Origin of the sequence: Amnibacterium endophyticum (assembly GCF_042680685.1) — a bacterium.
GTDB lineage: Bacteria > Actinomycetota > Actinomycetes > Actinomycetales > Microbacteriaceae > Amnibacterium > Amnibacterium endophyticum.
Genome location: NZ_JBHUEA010000018.1, coordinates 16,357 through 37,767, shown reverse-complemented (window position 1 = coordinate 37,767; position 21,411 = coordinate 16,357). Strand labels below are relative to the sequence as shown.

The 21,411-nt window shown below is 73.0% G+C and carries 17 protein-coding genes; 7 read left to right on the top strand and 10 right to left on the bottom strand.

Features of this window, described 5'->3' with window-relative positions; genetic code table 11:
• Window positions 1–107: 107 nt before the first annotated feature.
• The 3 genes from ACFSBI_RS11890 to ACFSBI_RS11880 all read right to left on the bottom strand — a co-directional run bounded on the left by ACFSBI_RS11890 (window position 108) and on the right by ACFSBI_RS11880 (window position 6,358).
• Entirely contained in the window at window positions 108–902 is a 795-nt protein-coding gene (locus ACFSBI_RS11890) for a DNA-formamidopyrimidine glycosylase family protein (protein ID WP_377935191.1), read from the bottom strand.
• A gap of 53 nt (window positions 903–955) precedes the next feature.
• Entirely contained in the window at window positions 956–5,665 is a 4,710-nt protein-coding gene (locus ACFSBI_RS11885; RefSeq protein ID WP_377935189.1) for an ATP-dependent helicase, read from the bottom strand.
• Window positions 5,666–5,743: 78 nt separating this feature from the next.
• Window positions 5,744–6,358, bottom strand: a complete 615-nt coding sequence (locus tag ACFSBI_RS11880) for an alpha/beta hydrolase (RefSeq protein ID WP_377935187.1) — start codon at window positions 6,356–6,358, stop codon at window positions 5,744–5,746.
• A 36-nt stretch (window positions 6,359–6,394) separates the two neighbouring features.
• Here ACFSBI_RS11880 and ACFSBI_RS11875 point away from each other — a divergent pair, with 36 nt between their 5' ends.
• Together ACFSBI_RS11875 and ACFSBI_RS11870 are read left to right on the top strand one after the other, a co-directional pair.
• A complete protein-coding gene (locus tag ACFSBI_RS11875) occupies window positions 6,395–6,937 on the top strand; it encodes an NUDIX hydrolase family protein (RefSeq protein WP_377935185.1) in 543 nt (180 codons plus the stop codon).
• Window positions 6,938–7,019: 82 nt separating this feature from the next.
• The gene (locus tag ACFSBI_RS11870; RefSeq protein WP_377935183.1) at window positions 7,020–7,385 is read left to right on the top strand and encodes a hypothetical protein; all 366 of its coding nucleotides are present in this window, start codon (window positions 7,020–7,022) and stop codon (window positions 7,383–7,385) included.
• Between the two features lie 27 nt (window positions 7,386–7,412).
• On the opposite strand, the gene ACFSBI_RS11865 is transcribed toward ACFSBI_RS11870, so the two are convergent.
• The 3 genes from ACFSBI_RS11865 to ACFSBI_RS11855 are packed head-to-tail and all read right to left on the bottom strand — an operon-like array spanning window position 7,413 to window position 8,892.
• The gene (locus tag ACFSBI_RS11865) at window positions 7,413–7,925 is read right to left on the bottom strand and encodes a hypothetical protein (protein ID WP_377935181.1); all 513 of its coding nucleotides are present in this window, start codon (window positions 7,923–7,925) and stop codon (window positions 7,413–7,415) included.
• A gap of 41 nt (window positions 7,926–7,966) precedes the next feature.
• Entirely contained in the window at window positions 7,967–8,278 is a 312-nt protein-coding gene (locus ACFSBI_RS11860) for a hypothetical protein (RefSeq protein WP_377935179.1), read from the bottom strand.
• Complete coding sequence (locus tag ACFSBI_RS11855; protein WP_377935177.1) at window positions 8,275–8,892, bottom strand: hypothetical protein; 618 nt, start codon at window positions 8,890–8,892, stop codon at window positions 8,275–8,277. Before ACFSBI_RS11855 ends, ACFSBI_RS11860 begins: the two co-directional genes overlap by 4 nt.
• Window positions 8,893–8,974: 82 nt before the next feature.
• Here ACFSBI_RS11855 and ACFSBI_RS11850 point away from each other — a divergent pair, with 82 nt between their 5' ends.
• Window positions 8,975–9,277, top strand: coding sequence for a DUF427 domain-containing protein (locus ACFSBI_RS11850; protein ID WP_377935175.1), 303 nt, complete (start codon window positions 8,975–8,977; stop codon window positions 9,275–9,277).
• Between the two features lie 75 nt (window positions 9,278–9,352).
• On the opposite strand, the gene ACFSBI_RS11845 is transcribed toward ACFSBI_RS11850, so the two are convergent.
• The 3 genes from ACFSBI_RS11845 to ACFSBI_RS11835 all read right to left on the bottom strand — a co-directional run bounded on the left by ACFSBI_RS11845 (window position 9,353) and on the right by ACFSBI_RS11835 (window position 11,805).
• On the bottom strand, window positions 9,353–10,273 hold the full coding sequence (locus ACFSBI_RS11845; protein ID WP_377935173.1) for an SDR family oxidoreductase: 921 nt from the start codon (window positions 10,271–10,273) through the stop codon (window positions 9,353–9,355).
• Between the two features lie 62 nt (window positions 10,274–10,335).
• A complete protein-coding gene (locus tag ACFSBI_RS11840; RefSeq protein ID WP_377935171.1) occupies window positions 10,336–10,791 on the bottom strand; it encodes a SprT-like domain-containing protein in 456 nt (151 codons plus the stop codon).
• A gap of 165 nt (window positions 10,792–10,956) precedes the next feature.
• The gene (locus ACFSBI_RS11835) at window positions 10,957–11,805 is read right to left on the bottom strand and encodes a spermidine synthase (protein WP_377935169.1); all 849 of its coding nucleotides are present in this window, start codon (window positions 11,803–11,805) and stop codon (window positions 10,957–10,959) included.
• A 367-nt stretch (window positions 11,806–12,172) separates the two neighbouring features.
• On the opposite strand from ACFSBI_RS11835, the gene rpoB reads away from it, so the two are divergent.
• The 3 genes from rpoB (at window position 12,173) to ACFSBI_RS11820 (ending at window position 20,254) form a co-directional block, all read left to right on the top strand.
• On the top strand, window positions 12,173–15,700 hold the full coding sequence (rpoB, locus tag ACFSBI_RS11830) for a DNA-directed RNA polymerase subunit beta (RefSeq protein WP_377935167.1): 3,528 nt from the start codon (window positions 12,173–12,175) through the stop codon (window positions 15,698–15,700).
• Between the two features lie 51 nt (window positions 15,701–15,751).
• The gene (gene rpoC / locus ACFSBI_RS11825) at window positions 15,752–19,585 is read left to right on the top strand and encodes a DNA-directed RNA polymerase subunit beta' (RefSeq protein ID WP_377935165.1); all 3,834 of its coding nucleotides are present in this window, start codon (window positions 15,752–15,754) and stop codon (window positions 19,583–19,585) included.
• Window positions 19,586–19,846: 261 nt separating this feature from the next.
• Window positions 19,847–20,254: a hypothetical protein gene (locus ACFSBI_RS11820; RefSeq protein WP_377935163.1), complete on the top strand. Its 408-nt coding sequence runs from the start codon at window positions 19,847–19,849 to the stop codon at window positions 20,252–20,254.
• Between the two features lie 163 nt (window positions 20,255–20,417).
• Here the strand turns inward: ACFSBI_RS11820 and ACFSBI_RS11815 are convergent, their stop codons facing one another.
• On the bottom strand, window positions 20,418–21,158 hold the full coding sequence (locus tag ACFSBI_RS11815; protein ID WP_377935161.1) for a hypothetical protein: 741 nt from the start codon (window positions 21,156–21,158) through the stop codon (window positions 20,418–20,420).
• Here ACFSBI_RS11815 and ACFSBI_RS11810 point away from each other — a divergent pair.
• Complete coding sequence (locus ACFSBI_RS11810) at window positions 21,157–21,411, top strand: hypothetical protein (protein ID WP_377935159.1); 255 nt, start codon at window positions 21,157–21,159, stop codon at window positions 21,409–21,411. The genes ACFSBI_RS11815 and ACFSBI_RS11810 overlap by 2 nt on opposite strands.

Sequence of the window (21,411 nt, the reverse complement as noted above, 5' to 3'; positions counted from 1 at the left end):
CTCGCTGCGCTCGCACCTCGACCAGCGCTGGGTGGGGCCGGGCGCTGTCGAGGCTCGCTGCGCTCGCACCTCGACCAGCGGTGGGGTGAGCGGCTGCATCGCGTGCGTCAGGTCTGGCAGCGGGGGCACCAGTAGGTCTCGCGGTCCTGCGCGCCCTGGCCCGGGCGCACCGGGTCGCCGAGCGAGCCGCCGCGGATCCGGGTGCCGCAGCGGCGGCAGGGCTTGCCCGTGCGGCCGTAGACCCAGTCCTGCTTCCCGGACCTCGTGTCGCCGGTCAAGGTCCGCTCGACCCGGTTCTTGTTCGCCTCGAGGGTGCGCTTCGCCAGGTCGACCATCCGGGGCAGGTCCCGCACCTCGCCGACCGGCCGGGTCGGCAGCACGCCGCGGAGGAAGCAGAGCTCGTTCCGGTACACGTTGCCGACCCCGGCCAGGTTCCGCTGGTCGAGCAGCGCGAGCCCGATCGCCCGCTCCGGCTGCGCCGCGATGTTCGCGAGCGCCGTCTCCGCGTCCCAGTCCGGGCCGAGCAGGTCCGGCCCGAGGTACCCGACCACGTCCTCCTCCTGCGCCCGCGGCAGGACCTCGAGCACGCCGAGCGCGAAGCCGACCGCCTGCCAGGGCGCGGTGTCGAGCACGATGCGGGCCTCGAACGCCGGCCGCCGCCAGCGGCCCCCGGGCCGGTACAGGTGCCAGGCGCCCTCCATCTTCAGATGCGAGTGGACGAGCGCCTCCTCGGTCCGCAGCAGCAGGTGCTTGCCGCGGCTGCCGACCGACTCGACCGTCTGGCCGGTCAGGTCGACGGTCGCGTACCTGGGCACCCGGACGTCGCAGCCCGTCAGCACCTGGCCCGCGAGGGCCGTGTCGAGGTTCCTCGCGGCGCGGTAGACGGTGTCGCCCTCAGGCATCGCGCATCCCGCTCACCGTCACGGGGTCACCCGCGGTCGCACCGCGGCCACTGCTACGTGGCACGGAGCCGCAGGCCCTTCGGCGTCGCCGCGAAGCCGGCGGACTCGAGCCGCTTGCCGAACTCGGAGCCGAGGGCGTACTCGCCGTCGACCTTCTCCACGACCAGATGCGGCACGGCACCGGAGCGCACCGCGGCAGCGAGCCCGTCGGCCGCGAGGCCCATCGCGCCGTCACCCGCGGAGAAGCGGAGCACGGTCTTGCCGCCCCGCTCGACGTAGAGCACGAGGTGCCCGTCGACGAGGACGACGAGGGCGCCGGCCTTCCTGCCGGGACGGTGGCCGCCGTCCGACGCCGTCTCCAGCCACGGCAGCGCACCGCCGTACGGGTTGGCGGGATCGGTGGCGGCGAGCACCACGACGGCGGGGTCGGGCACCTCGTCGTTCGCGTCCCGGGCGTGCTTGCGCAGCCGGTCGACCGTGCCCGCGGTGGAGAACTGCGCGGCGCCGAGCTGCTCGACGAAGTAGCCGCGCCGGGCGCGCCCCGCCTCCTCGAGCGCGGCGAGCGTCTTGTAGACGAGCGCGAACCCGCCCGGGACCTGCTCCGCCTGCACGGAGCCGCGGGTGACGACGCCGTACCGGTCGAGCAGGATCTCCGCCGTGGCGGCCGCACGCACCGTCGGATCGTCCTCGGGCAGCGGCAGGATCGCCCAGCGCCCCGCCGTGCTCGGCGGTCCGCTGCGGACTGGCATCGCCGGGCGCCCGCGGCCCCGGTAGCTCTTCGCCCGCGGCGCCCGACGCTGCGTCCGGTGCGCGGTGCCGGAGCCCCTCGCTCCGACGAGCGCACGGACCGGCGCGAACGTGTCGTTCGTGACCAGGCCGCTCCACACGAGGTTCCAGAGCGCGGTCGTGAGCGCGTGGTCGTCGACCGCACCGACGGTGTCGGCGAGCTGACGGAAGAAGAACGCGCCGCCACCGCCGAGCGTCGCGAGCACCTCCTGCTCCAGCGGCGTGCGCTCGCCCTGCTCCGCCTCCGGCAGTGTCAACGGGACCGCGTCGGCGAGGTGGAGCGCGACCCAGCCGTCGCTGCCCGCGAGCCGTCCGGCGCCCGACCAGACCACCTCGCCCGTCGCGGTCAGCTCGTCGAGCATCGCGGGCGCGTAGTCCCGGACCCGGGCGGGCAGCACCAGCGTCTCCCACGCGGAGGCGGGGACGGGCACGCCCGCGAGCTGCTCGATCACCGTCGCGACCCCGTCGACGCCCCGCAGGCTGCGGCCGGTGCGGCGCCCCTCGGCGTCCAGCGCGCCCACGTGCTGCCACTCGGGCAGGAAGCGGGCGAAGGCGGCCTGCTCGACCGGCTCGACCTCCTTCCGCAGGGCGGCGAGGGACCTGCTGCGCAGGCGCCGCAGCACCTCGACGTCGCACCACTCCGCGCCGGTGCCACCCGGGCGGAACTCGCCCTCGGTGACGCGGCGCGCGTCCAGCAGTCGGCGGAGGGTGTCGACCACCACCGCGGGGCCGAGCCCGAGGCGCTGCGCCGCGGCGGCCGCGGTGAAGGGGCCGTGCGTGCGCGCGTACCGGCCGACGAGGTCGCCGAGCGGGTCCTGCACGGGCTCGACGAAGGCGACCGGCACCCCGATCGGCAGCGGCACGCCGAGCGCGTCGCGCAGCCGGCTCGCGTCCTCGATCGCGGCGACCCAGCGCTCGCCGCCCCAGGACGCCTCGATCGCCCGCTTCGACGCGACGAGCTCGGCCACGAACCCGCCCGCCTGCTCCGCGGTCGCCGCGTGCTCGCCCACGACCAGGCGGGCCGCGATCTCGTCGGCGGTGAGCGGCCCGAGCAGGCGGAGCAGGTCGGCGACGCCCTCCAGGCCCTGCAGCCGGCGGTCGGGGGCGAGTCGCTGCAGCTCCTGCTCCGTGCGCTCGACCACGGCGGCGTCGAGCAGCTCGCGCAGCTCGACGCGGCCGAGCAGCTCCGAGAGCAGCGTCGCGTCGAGGGCGAGCGCCTGCGCCTTGCGCTCCGCCAGCGGGCTGTCGCCCTCGTACATGAACGCGCCGACGTAGCTGAACAGCAGGCTGCGGGCGAACGGGCTCGCGGTCGGCGTCTCGACCTCCACGATGCGGATCGCGCGGCTCTCGAGCCCGGCCGCGAGCTCCTTCAGCGCGGGCAGGTCGTACACGTCCTGCAGCACCTCGCGGATGGTCTCGAAGATGATCGGGAAGGTCGGGAACTTCTTCGCCACGTCGAGCAGCTGGCTGGCGCGCTGGCGCTGCTGCCACAGGGGCGATCGCCGTCCGGGGTTGTAGCGCGGCAGCAGCAGGGCGCGCGCCGCGCACTCGCGGAAGCGGGACGCAAAGATCGCCGACGAGGTCACCTCGGTGGTCACCGTCTCGTCGAGCTCGTCCGGCTCGAAGACGAACAGGTCGGCGCCCGGCGGCTCCGCGTCCGTGTCCGGCACCCGCAGCACGATGCCGTCGTCCGCGGCCATGGCGCCGTTCTCGATGCCGAAGCGCTCGGCGAGGCGTGCGCCGACGGCGAGCGCCCACGGTGCGTGCACCTGCATGCCGAACGGGGAATGGAGCACGATGCGCCAGTCGCCCAGCTCGTCCCGGAACCGCTCGAGCACCAGGGTGCGGTCCGACGGCACGCTGCCGGTCGCCTCCGCCTGCTCCTTCACGAAGCGGACGAGGTTCGCGGTCGCGCGGTCGTCGAGCCCGATGCGGTGCGCGGCGGCGGCGGCCTGCGCGTCGTCGGCGGTCGCGAGCTCCCGCTGGAAGGCCCCGACGGCCCGCCCGAGCTCGACGGGCCGGCCGAGGCCGTCGCCCTTCCAGAACGGCACGCGGCCGGGCTCGCCGAACGCGGGCAGGACGAGCACGCGGTCGTGCGTGATCTCCTGGATCCGCCAGCTGGTCGCGCCGAGGCTGAAGACGTCGCCGACCCGCGACTCGTAGACCATCTCCTCGTCCAGCTCGCCGACACGGTTGCCGCCCCCCTCGCCGCCGGAGACCAGGAAGACGCCGAACATGCCGCGGTCGGGGATGGTGCCGCCGGAGGTGACCGCCAGGCGCTGCGCGCCGTTGCGGCCGGACAGCGTGTTCGCGTCGCGGTCCCAGACGATGCGGGGGCGCAGCTCGGCGAACTCGTCGGACGGGTAGCGGCCGGCCAGCAGGTCGAGCACCGCCTCGTAGGCGGAGCGGGGGAGCGCGGCGAACGGCGCGCTGCGCCGGACGGTGTCGAACCACGCCTCGACGTCGAGGTCCTCCATCGCGCTCGCCGCGACCGTCTGCTGCGCCAGCACGTCGAGCGGGTTCGCGGGGATGCGGATGGACTCGAGCTCGCCGCGCAGCATCCGGTCGGTCGCGACCGCGGCGTGGATCAGGTCGGCCTGGTGCACGGGGAAGACGACGCCCTTGCTGATCTCGCCGACCTGGTGCCCGGCCCGGCCGATGCGCTGCAGGCCGCTCGCCGCGGACGGCGGCGCGCCCACCTGCACGACGAGGTCGACGGCGCCCATGTCGATGCCGAGCTCGAGGCTCGAGGTCGCCACGACGCAGCGCAGCCGTCCCGACTTCAGGTCGTCCTCGATCAGGCCGCGCTGCTCCTTGCTGACCGAGCCGTGGTGGGCGCGGGCGAGCAGCTCGGTGGCGCCGCGGGTCGAGCCGGAGGACGCCTGGACCGCGGCCGGCGCGGGCTGCCCGCGCTTCGCGAGCCCGCTGCCGGCGACGGCCAGCTCGAGCGCCGCCGGAGCCTCGACGCCCTCGCGGGCCTCCTCCCTCGCCTGCTGCGACTCGAGCCGCTCCTGGTACTCCTCGTTGAGCCGCGCCGTCAGCCGCTCCGCGAGGCGCCTCGAGTTCGCGAACACGATCGTCGAGCGGTGCTGCAGCACCAGGTCGGTGATCGAGGACTCCACGTACGGCCAGATCGAGCCCGTCCGCTGCGGCAGCGGGTCGTCCGGGTCGAAGACGTCCTGCGCGGCGCTGCCCTCGAGCGGCTGCTCGGGGTCGCCGGCCGGCCACCCGCTGCCGAGGTCGGGGTCGGCCATGTCCTCGACCGGGACGACGACGCTCAGGTCGAAGGTCTTCTGCGCCGCCGGCTGCACGACCGTGACGGGGGAGCGGCCGCCGAGGAAGCGGGCGACCTCCTCCACGAGCTTCACGGTCGCCGACAGTCCGATGCGCTGCGCGGGCTGCTCGAGCATCGCGTCGAGCCGTTCGAGGGAGAGCGCGAGGTGCGACCCCCGCTTCGTCGCGGCGACGGCGTGCACCTCGTCCACGATGACCGTGTCGACCTCGGTCAGCGTCTCCCGCGCGGCCGACGTGAGCATGAGGAACAGGGACTCGGGGGTCGTGATCAGGATCTCGGGCGGGTCGTTCGACAGCGCCCGCCGCTCCGACTGGCTCGTGTCGCCGGAGCGCACGCCGACGCGGATGGGCGGCGGGGTCTCGCCCAGGCGCTTCGCGGTCTGGGTCACCCCGACGAGCGGGCTGCGGAGGTTGCGCTCCACGTCGACGCCGAGCGCCTTCAGCGGCGAGATGTAGAGGACGCGGGTGCCCTTCGGCGCATCGCTCGGGCGCGCGGCCAGCCGGTCGACCGCCCACAGGAACGCGGCGAGCGTCTTGCCCGACCCCGTGGGCGCGACGACCAGTGCGTGCCGCCCGGCAGCGATCGCCTCCCACGCGCCCGCCTGCGCACGCGTGGGCTCGCGGAAGGCGCCGACGAACCACTCGCGGGTCGCGGCGCCGAACCGATCGAGCACTCCGGGCATGGTCGGAGCATCATGCACCCCGCCTCCGACAGCCCGGTGCGCGGACTCGGGCGGGAAAGCCCGGGTGGACCGGGCGTGTCAGGCGAGGAAGGCGCGCACGTCCGCGATCTCCTCGATCGAGATGCCGTGCGCGAGCCCCGGGTACACGCGCTCCGTCAGCGCGCTGTGCGCCGGCAGCCAGCCGCTCGTGCGGTCGATCGCGGCGGCAGGGATCACGGGATCCGCGTCGCCGCGGCCCCACAGCACCGGCGGGCGGACGGCCGCGAGCGCGGCGTCGTCCTCGTCGTCCTCGGGCACGAAGCCCGCGAGCACGACCGCCGAGGCGAACCGCTCCGGCGCGAGGCGCAGCAGCGTCAGCGCGAGCGCGCCGCCCTGCGAGAAGCCGAGCAGTCGCACCTCCGCGGGCTCGCCCAGGGCCGCCGTCGCCCCGTCCAGCCAGGCGAGCACCGCCTCGGCGGCCGGCCGCATGCTGCCGGTCCTGCGGGTCGGGTCGTCGCGGACCTCCGCCCACGCGAAGCCCGGCCCCCACGGCAGCGGCGCCCGGAGGGAGACGACCGCGTCGTCGAGCGCCAGCTCCGGCGCCAGGGGGAGCAGGTCGCGCTCGTCCGCCCCGAGACCGTGCAGCAGCACGAGCAGGCGGTGGCCCGCGAGGTCGTCCAGGGGCCCGGCGGAGACGGCGGTGAGGGGGTGCACGGCCGCATCCTCCCGTGCGCCCGGTAGAAAAGGGGCATGAGCAGCGTGCGCACGCCCGATCCCAACCCCGGCTGGCTCGCCGAGGAGGAGCTGGCGTCGATCCGCCGCCGGCTGCCGCTGCTCTACGTCGAGGCGGTGCCGGTGCGCTGCGACGGGATGGGGCGGGTGACCGAGGTCGGCCTGCTGCTGCGGGTCGGCGCGAGCGGCTCCATCGCGCGCACCATCGTGTCCGGGCGCGTGCTGTTCGGGGAGACCCTGCGGGACGCCCTGTTCCGCCACCTGGAGAAGGACCTCGGCCCGATGGCGTTCCCGCAGCTGCCGGCGAGCACCGTGCCGTTCCAGGTCGCGGAGTACTTCCCCACGCCGAGCCCCAGCCAGTTCACCGACGAGCGGCAGCACGCCGTCGCGCTCGCCTACGTCGTCCCCGTGACGGGCACGACCGACCCGCGCCAGGACGCGCTCGAGCTGACGTGGATGACGCCCGACGAGGCGGCGTCGGACGCCGTCGCGGCGGAGATGGAGGGCGGTCGCGGCGCGCTGGTCCGCGCGGCGCTCGCCTCCGTGGGCCGCCTCTCCTGAGCCGGACCGCCCTCGGACGGGGGCGGCGGAGCGTGCAGCGAGGCGCCGCGATCCGGGTGCGGCCTGCGGCTACCGTCGCCGGGTGCTGATCGCCGCGGCCTCGAACCCGACCTTCACCGTCTCGCTCACCTCCGGGCTCGCGATCGCGGCGGGGGTGCTGGGGTTCATCGACGCGTCCCTGCGCTTCCGCCGGCCGGGAGGCAACGCGCTGCTCGCGATCCTGACGCTGCTGATCGCGCTGCTGCTGCTCGTGCGGGTGCTCGGGCCCGTGCAGCCGTGGGTGTCGACGACGCTGCAGGCCCTCTGGCTCGAGGTCGCGCTCGCGGTCGTGCTGGTGCTGCAGCTGGTGGTGCGCTCGGCTCGGAAGAGCGGCGTGCTCGGGCTGACGATCGTCGCCGCGCTGGCCGCCGGGGCGGCCGCGGTGGTCACCTACCTCGGCGTGGGCTGACGCCGGGCACCGCATCCGCCGGGCGCCTCAGGCGGCGGCGTCCTCGGGGGCGAACTCGTGGTCGAACGACGGGGCGAGCTGCTTGAGGCGCAGACCCCGCCACTGCCAGAGCGGCCACAGCCCCGCCCACATCGCGGGCGTCAGCGGGCCGGCGTCGAACTCGAGCCGGTCGCGGTAGAGCGTCTCGGTCGGGTCGTCGGGGTGGGGTGCGACGGCCATCCGGTGGTACCAGCTGCGGAGCACGCCGGGGACGCCGTCCACCCCGCGCCCGGTGTCGCGCACGATCCGCACCCCCTGGTGCGTGGCCGTGTCGAAGGTGAGGTCGATGTCCTGCTGCCCCATCGGCACGAGCCCCGCGCCGAGCAGCCGGACCGGGTGGTCGCCCTGGGTCCACGTCGACGGGAAGCCGCCGTCCTCCTCGGAGGCGTAGCCGAGCCAGGGCCCGGCGACCTCGCGCATCACGGTCGGGCTCTGCAGCGCGCGCCACGCCTGCTCCGGCGGGCACGCCAGCCGCTCCTTCAGCATCACGACCATCCGCATCGCGCCAGTATCGCTGCGGAGGCCGAACGGCGGCAGGGACGTCAGCGGACCGCCCGTGCCGCCAGCCAGTCGAGCGCCGCCTCGCCCTGCACCCGCTGGAAGGCGCGGATGCCGCGCATGCCCTCGGCCTCGGGGCGCAGCGAGGCGCGGAAGAAGTAGCCGGCGAGGGCCGCGAGCACCGCGTCGACCGCGCCGGGGTCCACCCGGGCGAGCACCGGGTGCCGCAGGGCGCGCTCGGCGTCTCCGCCGACGCGCCGCACGTCGAGGGCGTAGGTCAGCGCGTCGAACCACGCCGCGCCCTCGAGCGCGTTGGGCCAGTCGAGCAGCAGGGCGGTGCCGTCCGGTCGGGTCAATGCGTTGTCGGGCGCAGGTCGCCGTGGACCAGGCCGTCCCCCGCGACCGCTTCACCCGCTTCAGCGGCGAGGCGAGCGAGCGCTCGCACCGCCTGCTCACCGCCCGGGACCGCGTCCGCGCGCCCCTCCTCGAGCACGCGCGTCCAGTCCGTCGCCGCGTCCCTCAGCGCGTCCGCCGCGGTCTCCGCCGCCCGCGGCACGGCGGCCGGGAGCGGTGCCGGCAGGCGGTGCACCGCGTCGAGCACCGCGTCGGTGTCGGCGGCGGAGCGGGGGTCGGGGTGCCGGCCGTCGACGTGCTCCACGGCGAGCGCGATCCAGCCGTCCCGCTCCACCGCGCCGAGCGCTCGTGGTGCCGCACCGGACCCGTCGAGGCCGGCCAGCACCGCGGCCTCCCGCCGGTGCAGCGCGACCGTGACCTCGTTCACCGCCGCGCTCGCGGCCTTCACGAAGACGCGCCGGCCGTCCTGCAGGGTGATGACGTCCGCAGTGCCGGGCGACCAGCCGCCCGCGCTGCTCTCCGCGGCGACGACCGGGGCGCCGAGCAGCGCCTCGACCTCCTGCCTGACGGTGGCGGGGACGTCCGACCAGGCGGGGCGGGGCGAGGAGCGCTGCACCCCGAGGAGTCTTCCGGACCCCGGACGGAATGCGAGGGGCCCGACGTGCGCTGTGGCGGGGGACACCCCTGAGGAGGAGCGCATGAAGGCAGTCGTCGACGGCACCGTGATCGCGGAGGCCCCGAAGGAGGACCTGATCTCGATCGAGGGCAACTGGTACTTCCCGCCGGCGAGCGTGAGGTCGGAGCTGCTCGCGAAGAGCCCGACCCCCTACACCTGCCCGTGGAAGGGCGAGTGCCAGTACTTCACCGTCGAGGTCGACGGCACGCGGCTGCAGGACCGCGCGTGGAGCTACCCGCACCCGTACCCGAGCGGCGTGGAGCGGGTCGGCAAGGACTTTGCGGACTACGTCGCGTTCTGGAAGGAGGTCCGCGTCACCGACTGACGCGGACCACTGCGGCCGACCGGGCCCTCGTGCCGCCTCATCCGCGGCGGAGGGCCCGGTCCACGCGCACGGTCGTCAGGCCGGGGTCGGCGCGGTCACCGGCACCCGACCCGCGGCGACGACCTCCGCGGCCCAGTCGGCGTAGTCCTGCGGCGGTCGCCCGAGCAGCGCCGCCGTGCGCGCGACGTCCTTCGCACTGGCGGTCAAGCGATGCCGGCCGAGCCCGGCGAACGACCCCCGGTAGTCCTCGCCCTTGCGACCGGCGGCTAGCCGCAGGTCCGCGGTGCGGGCCCATGCGGCGGCGTCGTCCCCCGTGTGTCGCACCGGTCGGCCGAGCGCGCGCGACCACGCGGCCGCGACCTCGGCGCCCGTCATGGACCGCGGCCCGACGACCCGGTGGGTCCCGGGCGGGAAGCCCGGCTCCAGCAGGGCGCGGGCGGCCACCGCGCCCACGTCGGCGGTCGAGACCATGCTGAACCCCTTGAGCGGCGCCGGGTAGACGCCCGCCGCGATGTCCTCGAGGAACAGCTCGTCGTTCTGGAAGAACGCGGTCGGCGTCAGCAGCACCGCGTCGGTCGCCTCGCGCTCGATCAGCGCACCGATCGCGAGCTTGCCGCGGTAGTGGGGCATGATCCGGCGCACGACCGCACCCTCCAGGCGGCCGGCGAGCGTGCGCCTCGTGGCGTGCACGCCGGCGAAGACCACGCGGACACCGGCGCGCTCGGCCTCCTCCACGAAGCGGCGGGCGTAGGCGAGCTCGGCCTCCTCGTGCGGGGAGACGTAGAAGGCGGCGCGGATGCCGACCAGTGCGGCGCGCACGCTCGCGGCGTCGCCGAGGTCGCCGACGACCTGCTCCGTCAGGGGGTGGACGAGGTCGGGACGGCGCCGGCGGACGAGGACGCGGGCGCCGCGCCCCCGTTCGCGGAGCGCCGCGAGGGTCGCGCCACCGAGGCTGCCGGTCGCGCCGATCACGAGGACGTCGGGGGCGGGGGTCATGGACGTGGAGTGCTCCTGCTCATCGGTTACAGGTACACCGTATTGAAAACAGGAGGTGTCGTCTAGACCGGATCCGCCCGTCGCCACGTGATGAGGGCTCCGCGGTCGAAGCGGCGGGAGCAGACGCCGCACGAGAGCGCGCGCTCCGGCCGCCGGAACCGCCGGTGCTCGTGCCCCGCCGGGCAGGTGCCGACCCACCGGGCCCGGTCCTCCGCGATCGGGCGCTCGTGCAGCCGGCCGCCGCTGTGCCCGACGCGGGCGCACGCCGCTCGCCATCGAGGCCCGTGGCCGGCGCGGTGGCCGGCGAGCGCGTGCGCGACCTCGTGCAGCAGCACCTGGCGCACCTCGTCCTCCTCCGCCCGTTCGGCGAGGTGACGGGAGACCGTGATGCGCCGGTCGGCGTGGTGGCACGCGCCCGCCCGCCGCACGGCCCGGTCGAAGGCGAACGTCCACCCGCCGCCGGGCAGGTGATCGGCGATCAGCCCCTCCGCGAGCCGGCGGACGTCGTCGGGGAGCACGGCGGCGACCCTAGGCGGCGGCGCCGACGGGCTCGCGGCTCCGCGTACCCCGTCCGCGGATTTGCCTCCTGGTGACGCATTCGTCGCTGCTGCCGTGCAGAGACGTCACGGGGCGCCGAACTCCCGCGTCGCGCGGGTGATCAGCGGGTGAAGTCGCGCGGGTGATCAGCGGGTGAAGATGCCGCGGCCAGGGTCGGGGGAGGGGTGCGCGGTCGCGTCCGTCACCACGGCGGCACCGGCGACCAGGGCGTCCAGCTCCTCGCCGGAGACCGCGCGGGCGGGGTGCGGGCCCGCGGCCACGAGGCGGGGCAGCCAGTCGAGCGGCGCCGGGTCCTTCGCCCCGACGATGACGAGGTTGCCGAAGCGGCGGCCCTTCATCACCTGCGCCTCGGCGATCACCGCGACGTGCGGCAGCACCGAGCGCACCGTCGCGATCTGCCCGCGCGCGAACGGCAGCCCGGAGCCGTCGGCGACGTTCACGGCCAGCACGCCGTGGTCGTTCAGCGGCGCGGCGGCGAGCCGGTAGAACTCCTGCGTCGTGCACTGGGCCGGGATCGTGGCGCCGGCGAAGACGTCGACGACGACGAGGTCGGCCGAGCCGAGCAGACCGCCGGGCAGCCGCTCCGCCACCTGGCGGGCGTCGCCGTAGCGCACCCGGATCGCGGCGCCCCGCGGCAGCGGCAGGCGGGAGCGGACGAGGTCCACGAGCTCCCGCTCCAGCTCGACCACCTGCTGACGGGACCCGGGGCGCGTCCACTCGACGTAGCGCGGGAGCGTCAGGGCGCCCGCCCCGAAGTGGACGGCCGTGATCGGCGCCCTCGGCTCGCCGAGCAGGTCGATCACGTGCCCGATGCGCTCCACGTACTCGAACGCGAGGTCGGTCGGGTCGTCCAGGTTGACGCTCGACTGCGGCGTCCCGTCGACGACCAGCTCGATGCGGGCGGCGTTCCACCGGTCGCGCTCGAGGGTCGCGACCTGGCCGCCGGAGAGCAGCACGGAGTCGCTGGTCGCCATGGATGGGAACCATAGGGCGGCCCCGCTGGGCGCGGAGCGGGGGTGGTCCCGACGGACTCGGCCGGCGGGGCGGTGCGGCCGGTGGGGCGCCCCGGAGAAGGGGACCGACGGTTATAGCGGACGCGTCGCGCGGAGGTCAAGCACCGCGCTGGACACGGCGGGGATTCCGGGGTACTGTGGCCGTTCGCGCTCGTCGACGGGCCCTGCCCTCGACCCCCTTCTCCGCCCTCATATCGCGGTCGGCGGACCCGCGTGCCACGGCATGCGGCTGATCGGGTGCGCGAACTCGGCACGTGCCGCTCTTCACGAAACCACGACAGGAATCGGGACCGCGAGTTCAGCGGTCCTGCCGAAAGGTCACATCTCCTTGGTCTCCGCGCCTGACGCCACCACTCCCACCACCGGCCGAGGGGCGTCCCGCCTCTCCTTCGCCAAGATCACGGACACCCTCACGGTGCCCGATCTGCTCGCCCTGCAGACCGAGAGCTTCGACTGGCTCGTCGGCAGCGAGGCGTGGCGCTACCGCCTCGAGGAGGCGCAGGCGGCCGGCCGCTCCGACATCGCCGTGCAGAGCGGCCTCGAGGAGATCTTCGAGGAGATCTCGCCGATCGAGGACCTGTCGGAGACGATGCAGCTCTCCTTCACGAACCCGTTCCTGGAGGAGAAGAAGTACTCGCTCGAGGAGTGCAAGGAGCGCGGCAAGACGTACGCGGCGCCGCTGTACGTCGAGGCCGAGTTCATGAACCACCTCACCGGTGAGATCAAGACCCAGACGGTCTTCATGGGCGACTTCCCGCTGATGACCGACAAGGGCACGTTCATCATCAACGGCACCGAGCGCGTCGTCGTGTCGCAGCTCGTCCGTTCGCCGGGCGTCTACTTCGAGCGCCAGCAGGAGAAGACCTCCGACAAGGACGTCTACTCCGCGCGCATCATCCCGAGCCGCGGCGCGTGGCTCGAGTTCGAGATCGACAAGCGCGACCAGGTCGGCGTGCGCATCGACCGCAAGCGCAAGCAGTCCGTCACCGTCTTCCTGAAGGCCCTCGGCCTCACGAGCGAGGAGATCCTGGAGCACTTCCAGGGCTTCCAGTCCATCGAGCTGACCCTCGAGAAGGACAACATCCTCACCAAGGAGGAGGCGCTCAAGGACATCTACCGCAAGCTGCGTCCGGGCGAGCAGGTCGCCGCGGAGGCCGCTCGTGCGCTGCTCGACAACTTCTACTTCAACAGCAAGCGCTACGACCTGGCGAAGGTCGGCCGCTACAAGCTGAACCGGAAGCTCGGCATCGACGCGCCGCTGACCGACAGCGTGCTGACCGTCGACGACATCATCGCGACGATCAAGTACCTGGTCGCCCTGCACGACACCACGGCGCCCGGCGTCAAGGAGGTCGGCGACACCGGCAGCACGAAGATCTTCGCGCTCGAGGGGCAGCGCGACGGCGGCGCCGTCGACGTGCGGCTCGACGTGGACGACATCGACCACTTCGGCAACCGCCGCATCCGTGCGGTGGGCGAGCTGATCCAGAACCAGGTCCGCACGGGCCTGTCCCGCATGGAGCGCGTCGTCCGCGAGCGCATGACCACGCAGGACATCGAGGCGATCACGCCGCAGACCCTGATCAACGTCCGTCCCGTCGTGGCGGCGATCAAGGAGTTCTTCGGCACGTCCCAGCTGTCGCAGTTCATGGACCAGAACAACCCGCTGGCCGGCCTGACCCACAAGCGCCGCCTGTCGGCGCTCGGCCCCGGCGGCCTCTCCCGCGAGCGCGCGGGCGTCGAGGTCCGCGACGTGCACCCGAGCCACTACGGCCGCATGTGCCCGATCGAGACGCCGGAGGGCCCGAACATCGGCCTGATCGGCTCGCTCGCCTCGTTCGCACGGATCAACTCCTTCGGGTTCATCGAGACCCCGTACCGCCGGGTGGAGAACGGCGTCGTCACCGACGACATCCACTACCTGACGGCGTCCGAGGAGGACGAGTACCTCGTCGCGCAGGCCAACGCCCCGCTGAACCCGGACTTCTCCTTCGCGGAGGACCTGGTGCTCGTGCGTCCGAAGGGCGGCGAGGTGGAGCTGGTCGCGAAGGACCGGGTCGACTACATGGACGTCTCGCCGCGCCAGATGGTGTCGGTGGCGACCTCGCTGATCCCGTTCCTCGAGCACGACGACGCGAACCGCGCGCTGATGGGCGCGAACATGCAGCGCCAGGCGGTGCCGCTGCTGCGCAGCGAGAGCCCCGTGGTCGGCACCGGCATGGAGGGCTACGCGGCGATCGACGCCGGTGACGTGGTCACCACCAACGGCGCCGGCGTCGTCGCGGAGGTCTCGGCCGACGCGGTCACGGTGCAGCTCGACGAGGGCGGCACGGAGACCTACTACCTGCGCAAGTTCGACCGCTCCAACCAGGGCACGTCGTACAACCACCGCGTGATCGTCGACGCCGGGCAGCGCGTCGAGGTCGGCGAGGTGCTCGCGGACGGGCCGGCGACGGAGAACGGCGAGCTCGCGCTCGGCAAGAACCTGCTGGTCGCGTTCATGCCGTGGGAGGGCCACAACTTCGAGGACGCGATCATCCTCAGCCAGAACCTGGTGAAGGACGACGTCCTCTCCTCGATCCACATCGAGGAGTACGAGGTCGACGCCCGCGACACCAAGCTGGGCAAGGAGGAGATCACCCGCGACCTGCCGAACGTGGCGCCGGACCTGCTGGCGGACCTCGACGAGCGCGGCATCATCCGCATCGGCGCCGAGGTCAGCCCCGGCGACATCCTGGTCGGCAAGGTCACGCCGAAGGGCGAGACCGAGCTGTCGGCCGAGGAGCGCCTGCTGCGCGCGATCTTCAACGAGAAGAGCCGCGAGGTCCGCGACACCTCCCTGAAGGTGCCGCACGGCGAGCAGGGCACGGTCATCGCGGTCAAGGAGTTCTCCGCGGAGAACGACGACGAGCTCGGCTCCGGCGTGAACCAGCGCGTGGTCGTCTACATCGCCCAGAAGCGCAAGATCACCGAGGGCGACAAGCTCGCGGGCCGCCACGGCAACAAGGGCGTCATCTCGAAGATCCTGCCGGTCGAGGACATGCCGTTCCTCGCGGACGGCACGCCGGTCGACGTCGTGCTGAACCCGCTGGGCATCCCGGGCCGCATGAACTTCGGCCAGGTGCTCGAGACGCACCTCGGCTGGGTCGCGAAGCAGGGCTGGCAGGTCGAGGGGAACCCCGAGTGGGCCGCGCGCCTGCCCGAGGCGGCGCACTCCGCGCCGGCGAACTCCAAGCTCGCGACGCCCGTCTTCGACGGTGCGGCCGAGGAGGAGATCGCGGGTCTGCTCGACTCGACGACCCTCAACCGCGACGGCGAGCGCCTGATCGGCTCCTCCGGCAAGACGCAGCTGTTCGACGGCCGCTCCGGTGAGCCGTTCCCGGACCCGGTGAGCGTCGGCTACATGTACATCCTGAAGCTGCACCACCTGGTGGACGACAAGATCCACGCCCGGTCGACCGGCCCCTACTCGATGATCACCCAGCAGCCGCTGGGCGGGAAGGCGCAGTTCGGCGGCCAGCGCTTCGGCGAGATGGAGGTGTGGGCCCTCGAGGCCTACGGCGCGGCCTACGCGCTGCAGGAGCTCCTGACGATCAAGTCCGACGACATCCTCGGCCGCGTGAAGGTCTACGAGGCGATCGTCAAGGGCGAGAACATCCAGGAGCCCGGCATCCCCGAGTCGTTCAAGGTGCTCATCAAGGAGATGCAGTCGCTCTGCCTGAACGTGGAGGTCCTCTCCGCCGACGGCCAGGTCGTCAGCCTCAAGGACACCGACGAGGAGGTCTTCCGCGCGGCGGAGGAGCTCGGCATCAACATCTCGGCCCGGTTCGAGTCGTCGTCCATCGACGACATCTGAACCCGGCCCCGCATTCGACACGTAACGAATCAGTAGAAGAGAAGAGATTCAGTGCTCGACGTCACCACCTTCGATGAGCTCCGCATCGGCCTGGCCACCGGCGACGACATCCGTCGCTGGTCCTACGGCGAGGTCAAGAAGCCGGAGACCATCAACTACCGCACTCTGAAGCCGGAGAAGGACGGCCTCTTCGGGGAGCAGATCTTCGGGCCCTCCCGCGACTGGGAGTGCTCCTGCGGCAAGTACAAGCGCGTCCGCTTCAAGGGCATCGTCTGCGAGCGGTGCGGCGTGGAGGTCACCAAGTCCTCCGTGCGCCGCGAGCGGATGGGCCACATCGAGCTCGCCGCGCCCGTCACGCACATCTGGTACTTCAAGGGCGTGCCGAGCCGGCTCGGCTACCTCCTCGACATGGCGCCGAAGGACCTCGAGAAGGTCATCTACTTCGCGGCGTACATGATCATCGAGATCGACGAGGAGGGCCGTCACGACGACATGCCCGACCTCGAGAACGAGCTGCGCCTCGAGATCAAGGCCCTGAACGACCAGCGCGACGCCCGCATCAACGAGCGCCTCAGCCGGCTCGAGCAGGACCTCGCCTCCCTGGAGGAGGAGGGCGCGAAGAGCGACCAGAAGCGCCGCACCCGCGACGTGGGCGAGAAGGAGATGGCGCAGATCCGCCGCGCCTTCGACGACCAGGCCACGGTGCTCGAGAAGGTCTGGGACGACTTCCGCAACCTGAAGGTCGGCGACCTCAAGCCCGAGGACGCGATCTACAACGAGCTGGTCGACCGCTACGGCACCTACTTCGAGGCCCACATGGGCGCCGAGGCGATCAAGCGCCGCCTGATCGCCTTCGACCTGCAGGCCGAGAGCGACCTGCTGCACCAGCAGATCGCCGAGGGCAAGGGCGCGAAGAAGATCCGCGCGATCAAGCGGCTCAAGGTCGTCAGCTCGTTCCTCGCCACCGGCAACTCGCCGGCCGCGATGGTGCTCGACGTCGTACCCGTGATCCCGCCTGAGCTGCGCCCGATGGTCCAGCTGGACGGCGGCCGCTTCGCGACCTCCGACCTGAACGACCTGTACCGCCGCGTCATCAACCGCAACAACCGCCTCCGCCGCCTGCTCGACCTGGGCGCGCCGGAGATCATCGTGAACAACGAGAAGCGGATGCTGCAGGAGGCGGTCGACGCGCTCTTCGACAACGGCCGCCGCGGCCGCCCGGTCACGGGCACCGGCAACCGGGCGCTGAAGAGCCTGTCCGACATGCTGAAGGGCAAGCAGGGCCGGTTCCGCCAGAACCTGCTCGGCAAGCGCGTCGACTACTCGGGCCGCTCGGTCATCGTCGTCGGCCCGCAGCTGAAGCTGCACCAGTGCGGTCTGCCCAAGCAGATGGCGCTCGAGCTCTTCAAGCCGTTCGTGATCAAGCGCCTCATCGACCTGAGCCACGCGCAGAACATCAAGGCCGCCAAGCGCATGGTCGAGCGCTCGCGCCCGCAGGTGTGGGACGTGCTCGAGGAGATCATCCGCGAGCGCCCCGTGCTGCTGAACCGCGCGCCGACCCTGCACCGCCTCGGCATCCAGGCGTTCGAGCCGCAGCTCGTCGAGGGCAAGGCGATCCAGCTGCACCCGCTCGTCTGCGCCGCGTTCAACGCGGACTTCGACGGCGACCAGATGGCCGTCCACCTGCCGCTGTCCGTCGAGGCCCAGGCCGAGGCCCGCATCCTGATGCTCGCCTCGAACAACATCCTGAAGCCGTCCGACGGCCGCCCGGTGACCCTGCCCAGCCAGGACATGATCATCGGCCTGCACCACCTGACGACCGTCACCCCGGGCGCCGTCGGCGAGGGCCGCGTGTTCTCGTCGGTCGCCGAGGCGATCATGGCCAAGGACCAGGGCACGCTGCACCTGAACGCGAAGGCGCGGATCCGCCTGACGGGCATCGTCCCGCCCGGTGCGACCGAGTCGGTCGACACCGTGCTGCTCGAGACGAGCCTCGGCCGCGCGATCTTCAACGAGGCGCTGCCGACGGACTACCCGTTCGTCGACGACCTCGCCGACAAGGGCCGCATCTCCGCGATCGTCAACGACCTCGCGGAGCGCTACCCCAAGGTGGAGGTCGCCGCGACGCTGGACCGCATCAAGGACGCGGGCTTCTACTGGGCCACGCGCTCCGGTGTGACGGTCTCGCTGTCCGACGTGCTCACCCCGCCGTCGAAGGCCGGCATCCTCGAGGACGCCGAGGCGAAGGCCGCGAAGATCGAGTCGCAGCGCGACCTCGGTCTGATCACGCCGGAGGAGCGCCGCCAGGAGCTCATCGAGATCTGGAACCGGGCCACGGCCGAGGTCGCCTCCGCGATGCAGGCGAACCTGCCGGTCGACAACAACATCAACCGGATGGTGTCGTCGGGCGCTCGAGGCAACTGGATGCAGGTCCGTCAGATCGCCGGCATGCGCGGCCTCGTGTCGAACCCGAAGGGCGAGATCATCCCGCGCCCGATCGTGCACTCGTACCGCGAGGGCCTCACCGTGGCCGAGTACTTCATCTCGACCCACGGCGCCCGCAAGGGCCTGGCCGACACGGCGCTCCGCACGGCGGACTCGGGCTACCTGACCCGTCGTCTGGTCGACGTGTCGCAGGACGTCATCATCCGCGAGGACGACTGCGGCACCAGCCGCGGCCTCGACCTCTCCACGAGCGAGAACGTCGAGAACGCGGTCTACGGCCGCACGCTCGCGACCGACGTGGTGACCGAGGCGGGCGAGGTGCTGGCCGAGGCGGGCGCCGACGTGGGCGACGTGCTGATCGACAAGCTGGCGACGGCCGGCATCGAGCACATCAAGGTGCGCTCCGTGCTGACCTGCGAGTCGGCGGTCGGCGTCTGCGCCAAGTGCTACGGCCGTTCGCTCGCCACGGGCCTGCTCGTGGACATCGGCGAGGCCGTCGGCATCATCGCGGCCCAGTCGATCGGCGAGCCCGGCACCCAGCTGACGATGCGCACCTTCCACACCGGTGGTGTGGCGTCCGCGGACGACATCACGCAGGGTCTGCCCCGCGTGCAGGAGCTGTTCGAGGCCCGCACCCCGAAGGGTGCGTCGCCGATCGCGGAGGCGGCCGGTCGCATCTCGATCGAGGACCACGACCGCCAGCGGAAGATCATCCTCACGCCGGACAACGGCGAGGAGGAGTTCGCCTACACGGTGCTCCGCCGCGCGACCCTCCTCGTCGAGGACGGGCAGCACGTCGAGCTCGGCCAGCAGCTCCACGTCGGGTCGGTCGACCCGAAGGAGGTCCTGCGGGTCAAGGGTGTCCGCGCGGTGCAGCAGCACCTCGTGGACGGCGTCCAGGGCGTCTACCGCAGCCAGGGCGTGCCGATCCACGACAAGCACATCGAGGTCATCGTGCGGCAGATGCTGCGCAAGGTCACCGTCGTCGACCACGGCGACACCGACCTGCTCCCCGGCGAGCTCGTGGACCGCAGCCGCTACCAGGACGTCAACCGGGCCGCGCTGGCCGAGGGTCGCAAGACCGCGTCCGCGCGCCAGGAGGTCATGGGCATCACGAAGGCGTCGCTCGCGACGGAGTCGTGGCTGTCCGCCGCCTCCTTCCAGGAGACGACCCGCGTGCTGACCCAGGCGGCGATGGACGGCAAGTCCGACAGCCTGCTGGGCCTGAAGGAGAACGTCATCATCGGCAAGCTGATCCCGGCCGGTACGGGCCTCGCCAAGTACCGCGACGTGACGGTCGAGCCGACGGAGGAGGCGAAGGCCGAGCGCTACCCGCTGCGCTCGTTCGGCGACGACTCGATGTTCAACGACGCCGACCTGTCGTTCGTCGACTTCGAGTCCTTCTCGAGCGACGACTACACCCCGGGCACCTACAACTAGGCCGCCCATCGCGAAGAGGCCCGTCTGCTCCGGCAGGCGGGCCTCTTCCATTTCGTAGGCGGATCTCCGCATCCACCGGAGATCCGCCTACGAAATGCACCCCGCACGGGGGATCCCGCCGCGCGGCGCGCCTCCCTAGGTTGGAGGGAGCCGGTCACCCAGCCGGCCTGCCGCGTCCCCGCGCGGCGTCTGCCCACCACCAGGACCCGCGGTGATGCTCGTGTTCCCCCACCACCCCTCCGTCTTCTCCGGAGCGCGCTGATGCTGCGCCCGTACCGCCTCGAGCGCGAGGTCGAACGCGCCGTCGGCCAGTGGCTCGACTGGCTGCCCCGCTGGGACCCGGCGACCGCACGCCGGCGCCTGAGCCCCTGCGCGACGTGCCCCCGCTGGGCGGCCGAGCTGCAGCTGGACGACGTGCCGCACGGCGCGCTGCACGCCCTCACGACCTCGCTGGACGGGGTCATCACCGAGCACGTGCGCCGCTCCCTGGTGCTCGAGCCCGCGATGACCGAGGCGTCGCTCGACGCCCTCCGGGAGCGCTGGCGCAGCGAGGCGATCACCCGCGTGATCCGCCAGTACACGCAGATCCTGCGCGCCCTCGACGCATACGTCGAGCCGAAGGTGCAGCACATGGCGGCGCTGCTGCTGGCGGACATCCAGAGCGCCTGAGACCGCTCGGCCGGCCGCGACGGGCGGCCCGCCGAGTCCGCGGACGGGGGAGTGGAGCCTCTCGTCCCGCGGGACGCGAGGGGGCCTCGATCTCGAGATCGAGGCCCCCTCCGCCATCCCCGCGTGCCCTCGATGGGGGCTCGACGGCGGCTGTCGCCGCCCGTCAGCATCGAGATGCCCACGGTGCACCCAGCACCCGCGTCACCCGCGCCCGGGCACCTGCTTCGAGGAGCGCTTCCGTGGCACTGCTGTTCCCCATCTTCGGCTCCGGCCGCACCACCCCGCCGGCCGGCTCCGGATCGTCGTCGGGCAGCGGCTCGACGGGCGGCACGAGCTCCACGTCGGGCAGCGGTGGCTCGACCAGCGGGTCGACGACCGGGTCCGGGACGACCGGCTCCGGCACGGGCTCGTCGACGACCGGATCGACGACGGCTCCCACCACGTCCACGGGCGGTGCGACGGCGCCCGCCTCGACCACGCCGGCGTCCAGCACGCCGACCTCGAGCACGCCGACCTCGAGCACGCCGGCGTCCAGCACGCCGAGCAGCACGCCGACCGCGTCATCCGCACCGGTCGACGACACCTTCGTGAGCACGACCGGGGCCTCGGCCACCGCTCCCGCATCCTCCGGGGACGCGCCTGCTGGCGTGACCACGCAGCCGACGAGCAGCGATCCCTCGTCGTCGACGGACGCTGATCGAGCGGCCGGTTCGCCGGCCGGGACCGCGGCACCCGCCTCGACCGCGGGCTCGGCTCCGACGTCGGCGCTGGTGTCGACGCCCGCCCCGATCGCGGAGGCACCGATCCGGTCGGGCCTTCCGGCCGTTGCGAGCGCGGTGTCGACGCCGACGACACCGGGCAGGACCACGCGCAGCATCAGCGAGTTCGAGCGGATCATGGCCATGCGGTCGCCCGAGACCTCGACCGCGTTCGTGCGCCCCGCGTCCGCTGCCGCGAGTAGCACCGCCCTGACGGCGGCTCCGGCCGCGGCGACGCGCATCGACGGGCGGACGCTGCACCTCGGCCCGACCCCGGTGCCCGCGCGCAAGCAGGACGGCGACCGCCTGGTCCTCGACCTGCAGGCGGCACTCGATGCGACCTTCGCGCAGGGCGGCGTGCGCCGCGACGTCGTGCAGCGGCTGCTGCTGGCGCTCTGA

Coding starts and splice junctions, on each gene's coding strand:
- ACFSBI_RS11835 (WP_377935169.1), bottom strand. CDS start 11,805: ATGGCGACCAGCGACTCCGTGCTGCTCTCCGGCGGCCAGGTCGCGACC.
- ACFSBI_RS11890 (WP_377935191.1), bottom strand. CDS start 902: ATGCCTGAGGGCGACACCGTCTACCGCGCCGCGAGGAACCTCGACACG.
- ACFSBI_RS11845 (WP_377935173.1), bottom strand. CDS start 10,273: ATGACCCCCGCCCCCGACGTCCTCGTGATCGGCGCGACCGGCAGCCTC.
- ACFSBI_RS11815 (WP_377935161.1), bottom strand. CDS start 21,158: ATGGCCATGATCCGCTCGAACTCGCTGATGCTGCGCGTGGTCCTGCCC.
- ACFSBI_RS11820 (WP_377935163.1), top strand. CDS start 19,847: ATGCTGCGCCCGTACCGCCTCGAGCGCGAGGTCGAACGCGCCGTCGGC.
- ACFSBI_RS11885 (WP_377935189.1), bottom strand. CDS start 5,665: ATGCCCGGAGTGCTCGATCGGTTCGGCGCCGCGACCCGCGAGTGGTTC.
- ACFSBI_RS11850 (WP_377935175.1), top strand. CDS start 8,975: ATGAAGGCAGTCGTCGACGGCACCGTGATCGCGGAGGCCCCGAAGGAG.
- ACFSBI_RS11810 (WP_377935159.1), top strand. CDS start 21,157: ATGCGGTCGCCCGAGACCTCGACCGCGTTCGTGCGCCCCGCGTCCGCT.
- ACFSBI_RS11875 (WP_377935185.1), top strand. CDS start 6,395: ATGAGCAGCGTGCGCACGCCCGATCCCAACCCCGGCTGGCTCGCCGAG.
- ACFSBI_RS11865 (WP_377935181.1), bottom strand. CDS start 7,925: ATGCGGATGGTCGTGATGCTGAAGGAGCGGCTGGCGTGCCCGCCGGAG.